Here is a 12,839-nt window from a genome sequence, read left to right as displayed (position 1 = left end):
CTCGGTCTAACTCTGCTTGCAACTTAATATTTTTTTCCTTTAACTCTTGTAATTCTTGAGTTTGAGTGGCAATATCACTCTTTATCTTTCTTAGTACAGTTAATTGCTTTATTAAGCATATACTAAAAACTCCTATAATTAAAACAACAATAATTCCCTTAAGGTTTATGTTCTTTTTCATAAATATATAGTACCCTTCTTTTATATCATTCTATAAATATATTGTAAACACTCTACATATTTAATTCAAGATATTTTTTATACTAATTATTTTTCCCAGTAATATTATAAAATATAACTTTAAATGGATATATAATATTTTTAAAAATAACCCTAAGCATCTTGCCTACCCCATTAACTACCTCTAGTTCAAATCTTATACACTTATTACTAATAAACTTCATATACAAACCTAAAGATATCAACATAAATGCATAAACATATACTCCTAAAAATGCATAATTAGTATAAAGAAGAAATGCAAAAACAACCATAGCAGCTAATCCCCAAAATAATATATCTTCTACTACTATTATAATTTTGGGTACTTTGCTTCCTCTAATTATTCTATATAAATCAAACATCAAGCCGGTTAATATACCTGCTAATAATGCATATAATATAATGCTAAATTGCATATTAGTATCTAATGGCATAATAACCTCCTATTTGAAAAGCCTTCCTATTATGCTTTCCTTCTCTTTTTTTATTTCTTTTCCACTATAGACAATATAATATATTTCTCCATTTATCATTACATCGCCATTTTGAACGTCTAATTTATTCATTTTTAAATTTAAACCCTTTATTGTCAATGCACCTAATTTAGTATTCAGCAATATCTTTTCATCATCAAAACTAATAACCTCTTCTACCCCAGTTAATGTCATTTTCTTTCTATTTTCTAGTATAATGTTCCCTCTATTATCCTCAATTTTATTATCTATTTTTTTCTCCATTATATATTCCTCCATATATTTCTTGATTAAATATATGAAGAATATTTAAAAATTATTCTTGGTCTTCTACCCCTTCTAATATTTCATACATTTCTTTAGCATTTTCTTTTCTTACATGCTCTGCTATATTTACTATCTTTGCCTTTAACTTTCTATTTGCAAATGTAATTTCAATTATATCTCCTTCTTTAACATCAGTTGATGGCTTTGCTACTTTATCATTTATAGATACTCTTCCACCTTCACAAGCTTCCTTAGCAACAGTTCTTCTTTTTATTATTCTTGAAACCTTTAAATATTTATGCCCAATATTATATAAAAAAATGCAGTAAAATTCAATAATTTGACCCAAAAATATTTAAATTTAACATATGAATTTTTTAAATAAAAATGATTGATTTATCCTTAAAAATCGTTTAATATATGATTAATGAGCAATAAAACGTTAATAAATTAGCTATTCCCCCTCTCTTTTGTTTCGATGATTCTCATCTAAACATTTTATTTTTGCTCAAAAGTTTATAAATACTAAACATAATGTTGAATAAAATTACGAAAATCAAAATTTGAAAGGATGATTACTTTTGAAAAAAATTTCATTATTAACTTTAATTATGGCATTAGGGGTGATGACAGGATGCCAAAATCAAAATGAAATACCTGCCATTGAACCACTTGAAGAGGAGGCAGTTAAAACCGTTTCTGAGACAGTTAAATTAAAACCAGATTTTATTGAGGGAGAAGATTACGATGAATTGGGGGGAGCAGATTCTTATAACTTTTTAGGTGATAACGCTACTTCACGATTTTATGTTAATCCCGATTTTTATCGATTAAAATCAGACGAAACCTTAACCCTCATTGAAGGTTTTAAAACGATGCAACAAACAACGGAATGGTCATGTGGAAACGCCGTTTCTTTAATGACACTTTGGAATATGGGAAAAACTGATTTAACAGAATGGGATATCGCACTTGCCATGGGTTCAAGTGTTGACGATGATACGGAAGGCGCTCTTCCTGGAAGTGCTAATAACTTTCATGAATATGGCACAACCGTTGAAGACATGTACAACTTCTTTTCTAATTTAGAAGGATTTAAAGTATTAGAAACAAGTTATCGCGCTGATTATACCGAGGCTGACTTGGTAAGCGAAGAGGATGGAGCAACCCCTTCTAATATCGGAAATCTAAAACCGACCTTCTCTTCATCATCTTTATACGCTTCAGAAAATAGTGACGATACTGAAGCTTGGGTTGACGATGCTAAAGATTCTTACTTCGTCACATGGCTAACAGGACACTTAAAAGCAGGAAGACCCGTTATGGTTGAATGGGGAGACTGGGATGGTCATTGGGTCTCTATTATTGGATATGATAACAATGGAACACCAAGTATTGGAGATGATACCTTAATTTTTGCTGATCCTTATGATACATCAGACCATTGGCAAGATGGATATACTATTTTTCCACTTGAACGCTTCTTCTATATGTGGCAAGATCGTAAAGTCGCACCTAAACCTTATCAATTACAACCCTTCATCGTTGTTGACAAAGTGACAGAATAAAAAAGAGTCTCAGGTAACTGAGACTCTTTTTTTATTTCAAATAATCGTTTAACCCTTTCATTCATACTTTTTGGCTCATTCTTCTTTATGAATATAAAAACGATATAAATTGACTTCGCTCTTTCACCCTTCTAGATGAAGAGGTTTCTTTCATATGGCGCGTCAATAATAAGCTCTGCTTCGCACGAGTCATCGCAACATAAAATAATCGGCATTCTTCCTCTTGATTAATCCCATCAAAATCGAGCGGGAACATCCCCTGACTCATAAATGGAATAATCACATGATCAAACTCAAGCCCCTTTGACTGATGCACCGTAATAATTGCAAGCTTATTTTCCTCTTTCATGACACGATCAAGTTCACTGCTTGATAACGCCATCAAATTAAGCATTTGAATCCAAATTTCTAAATTTGGTTGATGTGGATTCGTATGATGCAGGCGATGATAGGTCGCCCCAATGTAATTAAGTAACTCTATGATACTTTGCTTATGTGCTTCATCCTCACACTCAAAAGCATCTATTAAACCTTTCATCGCAACATGTGGCGGCTGTGTTTCAAAACAGTCTTGAATTTCTTTTAACCTTTGAATCGCTCCCCATAAATGAGGTTCATAAAATTTCATGACTTTTTTACGGTTTTCATGATGCGTCATTAACAAATCCATACTTTTAACGAGCACATCTTTTGTTGCTAAAATATCATCCATCGCATTATGCGTCGGCTCATGACTCACACCAACATAGGCGCTGACGGTATCTAACTTATGATTTTTCAAATCTGGATACAGGCGCCTAACAATATCTAAGGTATCATAATAGCCCATTGAATTTTCAAACATCAGACCTAAACGATTCATCTGACTACTCACAATTTTTAAATCATATTGAACATTATGACCAATCAATAAAGCGCCTTCTACAAACGCTTGAAACTGTAAAAAGACTTCTCTCGCCTCTTCGCCATGTTCGTTTAAATAGTCATCACTAAATCCGTGCACCAAAGCTGAGTCTCCAACCGAGTGGCTCGGTTTAATAAATCGTTCAAATGAACGAGTATACTCACCATTCACCAATTCAATAGCTGCAATTTGAATAACTTCATCTTGAGTCACATCAAGACCCGTTGATTCCACATCAAAAATGACAATTCGTCCCTTTTCAAACTGCTTCTTTAATAATCCATACGGTTCTTCATACTCATAAGCAGCTTCTTGAAACAAATCAATCATTCTCATCCCATAACTAACATATCGTTGACGATACGTTTGATTAAATAACTCAGGAGATACCTCAGGACAAATAAGTGGCAACAATCGTTCAAGTGATAAATGATCAAATGGATTAAGTTGAAATTTGACAAAGGCAAGTAAGTCTTTTACGACTTTGCGTCTAAATAAACTTAAATCTTCAATCAAATAACAGGGAATCCCCACATTTCTTAAAAAGTTTGAAACTTGAATATTTTGCTTATTTGTTCGCGTTAGAATCACAGTATTAGCGAGGTCATCTAATCGATAATGCTTTAGGTGATCGATAATAAAATCCATTTCCTCTTGTTGGGTCTGTGCTTCATAAAAGACAGGCCGACCTCCCACTTCCTCATTCGCTGCCTCAATCACGCGTGGGGATAGCCTCGGATTAATTAAGCGTGCTTTTTTCGCATTTTCTAAATAATTGGCACTCATTTGAACTAATCGTTTCAAAGACCGATAATTTAGGGATAACTCCAATCGTTTTGGATTAAATGTCGTCATAATTTGTGACAAAATCAGTTCTGGATTTGAATCACGCCACTCATAAATGGTTTGATTGAAATCCCCAAAAACACTAAATTGCTTTCCTTTTGCTAATTTTTCAATCAGTTGATATTCAAATTGGGAGGTATCTTGTACTTCATCTACCATCACCACCTTAAATCGCTCACGCCAACGTTCTAAAATCTCCTCATCTTCTAGTAATTCGCTAGCATAAACAATCAAATCATTAAAGTCAACAAGGTGATTTTCAAGAAGATACGTTTGATATGTTTCATATAACCAACAACCATACTGAGCTAAAAATCCAAGGGTATATGCTCCAGCATCACTTCTTCTATTCGAATATTGAAGTTTTTGTGCTTTTTCAGATTGATGAAAAGAGGCGACCACTCTTTTATAATCGTCACGATACGCTTTTGGAATCATTAAGCGATATAGTTTCAATTCTTGCAAATATTGATAGGCCAAATCGGCAATGACATAATCATCTTTCATTAACTGACGCACTAAAAACTTTCCATCCTCTTCATCCATCACCGAAAAATCACGCGAAATCTTACCGAAGTTTTTCGCTTCTTCTTTAATGAGTTGAAAACAAAAACTATGAAACGTTTTAACGAAAACCTCTTTGGCCAACCCATTCGTTACTTTTAGCAATCGTTCTGCTAATTCATGACAAGCTTTATTCGTAAAGGTTAAGCACAATATCTCTTTCGCCTCAATCCCCTGATTAATAAATCCCGCTACTCGTAATGAAATAACTTTCGTCTTCCCTGTTCCTGCCGGAGCCATGACTAATAAATTATCATTTAGGTTAGAAACGACCTCAGATTGTGCGTCATTTAAACCCGTTAACTCTTCTTCTAAATTCATGAAACATCACTCTCACTTCATTATCTATCCCGATACAAAACGATTGTTCCTTAGCAGTTATGTTGGGTTGCTCAAACAAAATACTAAGACGCAACATTTTAAAATCATAATCAGTTCTTAAACCCTTAAACCCTTTTGTATCGAGGATCCTATAGTCTAATAAAAAGAGGCTTAAAAAAATGCTCTAGACTTCTATCTCCTCTTACCTTAACACTATCCTTTCATTTTATGCAAGTCTCTCTCTCCCTATATCTAATATACCATTATTTCCCTCATAGAATTCAAACGAATATTCGTTTTTTTCTTGTATAATATAAAATAGATGACATTAATCTTTTAAATTCGACATCAGGTTTATACAGGAGGACTTTTAACTATGACTGCCGGAACGCATCAACGAGGTGGCCTACTTTGCGGACTTGTGACCCACCATCTTTTTATTGCCCCTTATTACGAGGAGGCTAATCTTTATTCTAAAATTTTCATTATCACCCTTTATTGTCTTGCGACCACCGTCGGGTCATTATTACCCGATATCGACATGACAGGATCTCAAATGGGAAAACTTTTTCCCTTTATCTCAAAATTCATTGCTAAAAACTTTAAACATCGAACACTGACTCATAGCTTTCTTTCTATCGCCTTCTTTTTTGTTTTAATTGCCTGCGCTCCATTACTAGACGTCGGAAATGAGTTTTATATTATTATTACCTGCGGCTTAATGCTTGGTCATATTTCACATATTGTACTTGATTTATTCACGCATCAAGGGGTTTGCTTATTTTATCCGTGTAAGAAAAAAATTAAACTCGCCAACTTTAAAACAGGTGCCAAAGGTGAACGTTTCATCAGTCAAATGCTCTTAATCAGTATGGTACTTTACGTCCTTTATGAAACTTATACAACCATGGTTTACGCCATTCATCAATAAAACCCGTGAAAATCACGGGTTTTATTTTGTACTTGGATATTTAATCGCATTCTTTTCTAATTTCTTTAAAATAATGTCTTTGACATCTACTTCTAATACATCAGCCATTTGCATGCAATAAATCATCACATCTGCTAATTCTTCAGAAACATGTTCTGCATCAAAGTCATTATTCCACTGAAAGCATTCTAACAATTCAGCTGCTTCAATTGAAATAGATTTTGCTAAATTTTCTGGAGTATGATAAGGTTTCCAGCCACGATCATCTCTAAATTTGATAATTTCTTTCATTGTCTCTTTCATGATAGAAGTCCTCACTTTTATAGTTTCAGTTTATTTTAACATATTTAAAATATCGTGATACTACCACTTTATTATTTTGTTTAATCTTCATACTCTATAGTAACTTAAATAAAGGAGTGATGACGATGAATAAAAATTCAAGCATCTATAAACTCTATAAAAAACTCAAGTATGAATGGGGACACCTCGACTTTGCCACTAAATGTATTTTTTTCATTGGAATCCTCCTTCTTTTCCAACTGATTTATGCTATTTTTGTTCCAGCTAATGCGCTAGATTCCACCACTCAGATTGTCTTTAGAACAAGTACCTCAAGTATCTTTGGTTTTATTCTTGGGATGGCTCATAGCTATTCAACTAAAAAAGCATCGCCACCTTCTGAAGAATCTGAAGATCATGAGAAACAAGAGTTTGTATTCAATAAAGATATTAATTTGAATAAAGCAACTCACGTTAGAATTTTGTTTTCAACAACGGTGTGCATCATTTGTATCATTGTTTTAATGATTGCTAATCGAACGAATAATCTAAGTTATCAAGAAGGGATTATTCAACTTCGCGACTTGATTTCAACAACCATTGGATTTTTAATCTCAAAAGCTTCTCATCATCATTAAAAAATCCTCCTATTAAGAGGATTTTTTTTTAATAATACGGCTAAAGAAACTATAAAAAGAGTTCCCCATCCACTTTAAATAAAAGGGCACATCATTCTCTTCATAGTAAACTTGTACATCATAACCATGTTCTATCCAATACTTTCGATCTCTTGGAAGGATATTCATGGCTAATGTTTTCTGCACCTGAAATGCGATAACCTGATCCTTTGTTGGAATCCACTCCGTTTCCTCCCCTTCTTCCACCGCTTTAATAAAAAATTTCAACTCTTTTCTACTGACCGCTTCATCCCAAGTTTTTACGTTCCGCTTCACTCGACCACAAAGATGCATCCCCCAAAAAGTTGCGACTTTTTCCATATAGTCTAAAACTTCATCGGCATATCCCCCTGCTGTTGTGGTCATTAATAAAACTGGTTTTTTTACTAATTCTGGACGATGATACCACTTGCAGGTACGGTCAATAAATCGTTTAAGTTGTCCACTCACGCCTGCCATGTAAACAGGTGACGTTAAAATAATTCCATCCGCCTGCCCCAGTTTTTCTAAAATCCCGATCACATCATCTTTAATCGGGCACCGGTCACTTAAGATACAAGCCTCACACCCTTTGCAATCTTGAATCAAGTAATTTGACAGATGAATGATTTGCAAAGAAATTCCCGCTTCCTTTAATAAGGGAGCCGCCGATTGAATGAGTTGATATGTATTTTTTTGACGCCCACTACTTGAAATTGCGATAACTTTTTTCAAAATATCACCTCGTAACTTTATTTACCAATTGTTTGCATGATACAATACAAAAATAAACAGGAGGTATCTTATGAGAAAAAACAAACTATTAATTACTGTTCGTTACTTAAGTTTACTCACGGTTATTTTTTCTTTCATTAGTTTGAATGAAACATTATCGATTTTTATTATCTTAATGCTGTTATGCTTACTTATCAATAGTCAGTTTCGTTTTTTCTCGCTTCGTCAAGCACCTTATATTATATGTTCGTTAGTTGTTGATTTAATCTTATTTATTTGTTTAAGTTCGTATCAACCGCAAATGGTAGCCTATTATTTTATTTTACCGATACTTGATAGTATTTTACTGTTACCAAGACGTTATCATCTTTCCTTGTCTTGTTTAATCGGAATGATCTTGCTATTTTTAATTTCTCACTCTTTCACATTAAATCAGATAACTTCTTTATTTGTGTTTCTCATCGTTGCTTTTTTAGGGCTTTATATTAAAGAAGAACATGAGAAGAAATTAGATGCTCAACTTTTATATGATGAACTTCGAATTTCTGAAGAAAAATTAAAACAGGCTAAAGAAGAATTAGAACTTTACGGGGCTTCAATAACAGAACTTGCCGTTTTAAAAGAGCGAAATCGAATTTCACGTGATATTCATGACAGTGTCGGACATGCTCTCTCAACAGCCATCATTCAATTGAATGCGATGGAAGTTATCGCCTCAAAAGAGAATTCAAGTGTTGCTCCTCTGGCTTTAAATTTACGTGAATTTTTAAAAAATTGTTTACAAGAAGTTCGTGAGGCCATTTCGACTTTAAAACCGAGTGAGTATCAAACGTATCAAGAGTTATATCGGATTGAAGAATTAATTGAGAATTTTAAAAAGTTATCTGGGATGAATGTCAGACTGACGATTTCTAAACAAAAATGGGAACTAAGCCCGAAAATGGGATTGACACTATATCGTGCCATTCAAGAAACATTGTCGAATGCACTCCGTCATGGTCAAGCAACGGATGCGTCCATTTCAATTCATTTTTCACCTGATCATGTGGTGTTAACGGCTGAAAATAATGGAATTGGCTGTCCTAATTTTCAAAAAGGGGTCGGTTTAACGAGTATGAGCGAGCGTGTCAGTGAGGTCAATGGGAAGGTTCACTTTATCCCTTCTACAGTTGGCTTTAAAATAAGAATTACGATTCCAAAGGGAAAGGGTGAAAGTTATGATTAGGATTTTAATTGTTGATGATGAAGCGCTAATTCGTGATGGACTTCGTTTAATGTTGTCGTTATTTGAAGATATTGAGGTCGTAGCAACAGCGTCAAATGGTGAGGAAGCCCTGAAGGCCTGTCAATCACACCCGGATATAGATCTTGTTTTGATAGATATTCGCATGCCTTTATGCGATGGAGTTCTTGGAACACGTTTGATTAAAGAAGCTTTTCCAAAGATAAAAGTGTTGATTTTAACCACGTTTAAAGATCAATCTTATATCCAAGAGGCGATGCAACTCGGTGCAAGTGGCTACTTATTAAAGGATAGTTCGCATGAGGTGATTTATGAGGGAATTAAATCTGCCATCATGGGGAATGTTATTTTTCATCCGGAAGTTGCAACTCAACTGTTAAATACGCAAACGACTTCAATTAAAAGTGATGCACAATTTTATGAGCAGTATCGTTTAAGCGAAAAGGAGCTGATGATTATTCGTGAGATTGCAACAGGATTAACAAATAAAGAAATCGCCGCCAAACTCTTTTTATCCGAAGGAACGATCAAAAATCATATCACGAATATTTTATTTAAACTTGAGCTTCGAGATCGCACTCAAATCGCCATTTTTGCATTTAAGAATGGATTAGCATAAAAAAACATCAGTTTCTACTTAGACTGATGTTTTTTTATTTCCCTATAAGGTCATTTTTTCTAAGTAAGTGACTTAAGTCACCCCCTACTATGACGATGGGTTATGGAATTGATATCCAGTTATGACTATAATGAAGGTATCAGATGATAAAATCAGGGAGGAAATAACATGAGTATTGTTAAGGTGAGTAATGTAACGAAACGTTTTAATGACAAACTTGTTTTAGATAATATCAGTTTTGAAATTGAAGAGGGTGAAATTTTTGGACTTATCGGACCGAATGGAGCCGGAAAATCGACGTTGATTAATATTATGACGACACTCGTTGAGGCGACAAATGGAAGTGTTGAAATTGGGGGCTATGATATTGTGAAGCAACCGATTGAGGCGAAGTCTTTAATCGGTCTTGTTCCTCAGGAGTTAGCGTTGATGGAGGAAATGACGGCCTATGATAATTTGTTATTTTTCGGTTCTCTTTATGGTCTAAGTTACAAGGTGCTAAAGGAACGTATTAATGAGGCTTTAATGGCAACCGGTTTAATGGATCGTAAAAAGGAGAAAGTTAAAAAGTTTTCAGGAGGGATGAAACGTCGATTAAATATTGCCGCTGCTTTGATGCATCATCCTAGAATTTTAATTATGGATGAGCCCACTGTTGGGGTTGACCCACAATCTCGTAATCATATTTTTGAGTTTACGAAAAAGATTTGTAAGGAACGAAACACAACAGTGATTTATACCTCTCATTACATGGAAGAGATTGAGGAGCTTTGTTCAAAAGTTTTCATCATGGATTTAGGTAAAGAAATTGCGTCTGGAAGTCAGGAACAAATTAAATCCTTATCTGGAGAACAAACAAAGGTCATTCTAACGGTCGGTCATCTAAGTGGGGAAATCGTTCTAAAGTTACGAGGACTTGAGGGTGTTTCATTAGTAACGGAAGAAGGTAATCAAGTGACGTTAACGATTAATAAAGACTTCAAATTAACGTCCGCTATTGCATTACTTGAGTCATATTCTTCGCAGTTACAAGGGATTCGTTACGAAGAACCTCGTCTTGAAGATGTGTTCTTATGGTTAACTGGGAAATCGTTACGCGACTAAGGAGGAAGAGTGATGCGATTATTAATGTGGCTTTATGTGAATTTGAAAGTCGTTTTTAAGCAGTTTCCAATGACGATTTTGTATATGCTTGGACTGCCCTTATTCATTGGACTTTTAATGGGGAATATGATGACCATCCTGTTTGCAAATCCAAATTCGATGGAACCTTTACCTCTACAAATCATAGATGAGGATCAATCTACCTTATCGAATCAGTTGATTTCATTTTTAAACGATGAGTCAATGTCTTCCTACTTTATCATTTCAAATGATGAACGTGCTTCGACTTTAGTTATCCCCGATGGTTATGAAGAAAATCTTTTAACGGGAATGGGTGGTGAGTTAGTTTTAGAAGAACTCAATACGAATAAACATATGTTATCTCTTACTGTAGCAAAGTCAATTCTCGATCAGTACCACGAAGGTCTTTTTAGAAGTTTATCCACAGATAATCCCGAGCAATTATCTTTAATTTATGATAACACCAGTTTAAAATCTGTTTATATCGAATCTGCTCTTGCCTTAAACTCAACCACGTATTACTCTGTTGGAATGATGTCTTTCTTTGTCTTCATGATGATCATGAACATTTCAGGAGCTAGTTATAAAAGTGCGGAGCTTGGACTTGATAAGCGAATGTATTCAGCCCCGCTTACACGAGTCCGTATGTTTAATTATGATTATTTAGCAAATTTACTATATTGTGTTATTTTATTAAGCTTTTACGTTTTGGTTTACCGAGTCCTTGGATATTCATTTGAGGGACCTATTGCTCTGTTACTTTTACCTATTTTGGCAACCTCTTGTTTTATGGTAAGTGTCGGATCATTTATTGGTCACTTTTTCTCCGCTAAATATGGAAACATGTTGGCGTTAATTTTATTCTTTTTACAAATTTTTATCGGTGGCACCTTCTTACCGACTGACAGTGTCGCAACCTTCTCTCCGTCTTATTCGATTACTAAAATGTTTCAAAACTATATTTTATATGGAACGTGGGAAAGTTTAAAAACACCATTCCTAATGACGATAGCAATTGCGCTTAGTTTATATTTAATGACCTGTTTAAAAGAAAAATATCGTTTTTGGGAGGTAAAAAGATGATTCGATTAGCTTTAGTTCATATTAGACGTTATCTTAAAAATCCTATCTTATTGTTAATGATGGGACCTATTCCTTTATTTCTTGTCCTCGGTTCTCTATTTTTTTCAGATAGTGATCAAATAACTCCAAATGTTGCTTATGTTTTAGAATCAAATGGCATTTATGAAATAGAACTGTTAGAAAATTTAGGCGTTGAAGAAAAATTTATTTATCACGATCAAGAATCTGCACTTGAGGGATTAATGGCGAATGAGTTAGCAGGTGTCATTATCATTCCAAAGACGTTTTCAACTGACATTGAAGGTGGTGTCAAACCGCAAGTTGAAATTTTAAAAACAACGGAGGGCGCTGGAACAGCAGAAGTTGAAATTCAAATTGAACAACAAATTAACACTTGGCTAACTGACTACTATAACCTGAATCCGATTTCACTGATAACGACAAAAATCGAGTTCAAAGAAAAGCCTGTTGATATGAGTATGACGATGTTTATCGTGATGATCATTTATTTCATGTTCATCGGTGCCACCTCACTCGCAAAGGATGTGTATCAATTAAAACAACAAAAGGTTTTACATCGTGCGTTGAGTACGGCGAACAAGGATATTGAGATATTTGGTGGGTTAATTTTGGCGATGTGTTTCATTCAGGGAATTTGTTTTACGATTGTCTATTATATTGGGATGATGGTCTTGGATGTGTCAATGCCAAATCCATTGCTTCCACTTTTATTGATGTTTAGTATGTCGTTTGTTGCGTCGAGTCTTGTTATTTTTGTCACACGTGTCGTGAAAAATCCAAGTTTAATTGAGATGTCAATCGTTATGTATGCACTCGTCGGGTTTATTTTATCGATGCTTAGTATTAACCTGTTCGATTTCGGTTTTGAACCAACGCTCATGATGAATATCGCGAAGCTATTCCCGATTTACTGGGCATTTGATACAGCCCTTAATCTAACATTATGGCCGAATCTAATCATCATTTTGCTGTTTGGTGT

At 34.4% G+C, this 12,839-nt stretch carries 15 protein-coding genes; 8 read left to right on the top strand and 7 right to left on the bottom strand.

The window, feature by feature from the left end; translation table 11 throughout:
• From QWC74_RS12600 to QWC74_RS12585, 4 genes are all read right to left on the bottom strand, one after another.
• The coding region (locus QWC74_RS12600; RefSeq protein WP_288994170.1) for a septum formation initiator family protein at positions 1-181 on the bottom strand (181 nt) is incomplete at its 3' end.
• 82 nt (positions 182-263) lie between these two features.
• Positions 264-656: a spore cortex biosynthesis protein YabQ gene (gene yabQ, locus QWC74_RS12595; protein WP_288994169.1), complete on the bottom strand. Its 393-nt coding sequence runs from the start codon at positions 654-656 to the stop codon at positions 264-266.
• Between the two features lie 9 nt (positions 657-665).
• A complete protein-coding gene (gene yabP / locus QWC74_RS12590; RefSeq protein WP_148323359.1) occupies positions 666-959 on the bottom strand; it encodes a sporulation protein YabP in 294 nt (97 codons plus the stop codon).
• Between the two features lie 52 nt (positions 960-1,011).
• On the bottom strand, positions 1,012-1,311 hold the full coding sequence (locus tag QWC74_RS12585; RefSeq protein WP_288994166.1) for an RNA-binding S4 domain-containing protein: 300 nt from the start codon (positions 1,309-1,311) through the stop codon (positions 1,012-1,014).
• A gap of 232 nt (positions 1,312-1,543) precedes the next feature.
• Between QWC74_RS12585 and QWC74_RS12580 the strand changes: the two genes are divergently transcribed.
• Complete coding sequence (locus QWC74_RS12580; RefSeq protein WP_006784987.1) at positions 1,544-2,530, top strand: hypothetical protein; 987 nt, start codon at positions 1,544-1,546, stop codon at positions 2,528-2,530.
• 85 nt (positions 2,531-2,615) lie between these two features.
• Here the strand turns inward: QWC74_RS12580 and QWC74_RS12575 are convergent, their stop codons facing one another.
• Positions 2,616-5,165, bottom strand: coding sequence for an ATP-dependent helicase (locus tag QWC74_RS12575; protein WP_006784986.1), 2,550 nt, complete (start codon positions 5,163-5,165; stop codon positions 2,616-2,618).
• A 376-nt stretch (positions 5,166-5,541) separates the two neighbouring features.
• Between QWC74_RS12575 and QWC74_RS12570 the strand changes: the two genes are divergently transcribed.
• Positions 5,542-6,096, top strand: coding sequence for a metal-dependent hydrolase (locus tag QWC74_RS12570; RefSeq protein WP_006784985.1), 555 nt, complete (start codon positions 5,542-5,544; stop codon positions 6,094-6,096).
• A gap of 21 nt (positions 6,097-6,117) precedes the next feature.
• Here the strand turns inward: QWC74_RS12570 and QWC74_RS12565 are convergent, their stop codons facing one another.
• Positions 6,118-6,399: a nucleotide pyrophosphohydrolase gene (locus tag QWC74_RS12565; protein WP_006784984.1), complete on the bottom strand. Its 282-nt coding sequence runs from the start codon at positions 6,397-6,399 to the stop codon at positions 6,118-6,120.
• Positions 6,400-6,524: 125 nt separating this feature from the next.
• Between QWC74_RS12565 and QWC74_RS12560 the strand changes: the two genes are divergently transcribed.
• Complete coding sequence (locus QWC74_RS12560; RefSeq protein WP_006784983.1) at positions 6,525-7,016, top strand: hypothetical protein; 492 nt, start codon at positions 6,525-6,527, stop codon at positions 7,014-7,016.
• Between the two features lie 12 nt (positions 7,017-7,028).
• Here QWC74_RS12560 and QWC74_RS12555 read toward each other — a convergent pair whose 3' ends face one another.
• Complete coding sequence (locus QWC74_RS12555; RefSeq protein WP_006784982.1) at positions 7,029-7,769, bottom strand: flavodoxin family protein; 741 nt, start codon at positions 7,767-7,769, stop codon at positions 7,029-7,031.
• A gap of 70 nt (positions 7,770-7,839) precedes the next feature.
• Here QWC74_RS12555 and QWC74_RS12550 point away from each other — a divergent pair, with 70 nt between their 5' ends.
• The 5 genes from QWC74_RS12550 to QWC74_RS12530 all read left to right on the top strand — a co-directional run.
• Positions 7,840-8,994: a sensor histidine kinase gene (locus QWC74_RS12550; RefSeq protein ID WP_006784981.1), complete on the top strand. Its 1,155-nt coding sequence runs from the start codon at positions 7,840-7,842 to the stop codon at positions 8,992-8,994.
• Positions 8,987-9,631, top strand: coding sequence for a response regulator transcription factor (locus tag QWC74_RS12545; protein ID WP_006784980.1), 645 nt, complete (start codon positions 8,987-8,989; stop codon positions 9,629-9,631). Before QWC74_RS12550 ends, QWC74_RS12545 begins: the two co-directional genes overlap by 8 nt.
• 168 nt (positions 9,632-9,799) lie before the next feature.
• Complete coding sequence (locus QWC74_RS12540; protein ID WP_006784979.1) at positions 9,800-10,735, top strand: ABC transporter ATP-binding protein; 936 nt, start codon at positions 9,800-9,802, stop codon at positions 10,733-10,735.
• A 12-nt stretch (positions 10,736-10,747) separates the two neighbouring features.
• Positions 10,748-11,839, top strand: a complete 1,092-nt coding sequence (locus QWC74_RS12535) for an ABC transporter permease (RefSeq protein WP_006784978.1) — start codon at positions 10,748-10,750, stop codon at positions 11,837-11,839.
• A partial coding sequence (locus QWC74_RS12530) for an ABC transporter permease (RefSeq protein WP_288994164.1) occupies positions 11,836-12,839 on the top strand: 1,004 nt, incomplete at its 3' end. The genes QWC74_RS12535 and QWC74_RS12530, both read left to right, overlap by 4 nt.

It is taken from the genome of uncultured Turicibacter sp. (assembly GCF_938044715.1).
Taxonomy (GTDB): domain Bacteria; phylum Bacillota_I; class Bacilli_A; order MOL361; family Turicibacteraceae; genus Turicibacter; species Turicibacter sanguinis.
This window is presented reverse-complemented; position numbering and strand designations above follow the sequence as displayed.

Bases quoted from the DNA above. Each gene is read 5' to 3' on its own strand.
- yabQ (WP_288994169.1), bottom strand. From the start codon at position 656: ATGCCATTAGATACTAATATGCAATTTAGCATTATATTATATGCATTA.
- yabP (WP_148323359.1), bottom strand. From the start codon at position 959: ATGGAGAAAAAAATAGATAATAAAATTGAGGATAATAGAGGGAACATT.
- QWC74_RS12575 (WP_006784986.1), bottom strand. From the start codon at position 5,165: ATGAATTTAGAAGAAGAGTTAACGGGTTTAAATGACGCACAATCTGAG.
- QWC74_RS12570 (WP_006784985.1), top strand. From the start codon at position 5,542: ATGACTGCCGGAACGCATCAACGAGGTGGCCTACTTTGCGGACTTGTG.
- QWC74_RS12565 (WP_006784984.1), bottom strand. From the start codon at position 6,399: ATGAAAGAGACAATGAAAGAAATTATCAAATTTAGAGATGATCGTGGC.
- QWC74_RS12560 (WP_006784983.1), top strand. From the start codon at position 6,525: ATGAATAAAAATTCAAGCATCTATAAACTCTATAAAAAACTCAAGTAT.
- QWC74_RS12550 (WP_006784981.1), top strand. From the start codon at position 7,840: ATGAGAAAAAACAAACTATTAATTACTGTTCGTTACTTAAGTTTACTC.
- QWC74_RS12545 (WP_006784980.1), top strand. From the start codon at position 8,987: ATGATTAGGATTTTAATTGTTGATGATGAAGCGCTAATTCGTGATGGA.
- QWC74_RS12540 (WP_006784979.1), top strand. From the start codon at position 9,800: ATGAGTATTGTTAAGGTGAGTAATGTAACGAAACGTTTTAATGACAAA.
- QWC74_RS12535 (WP_006784978.1), top strand. From the start codon at position 10,748: ATGCGATTATTAATGTGGCTTTATGTGAATTTGAAAGTCGTTTTTAAG.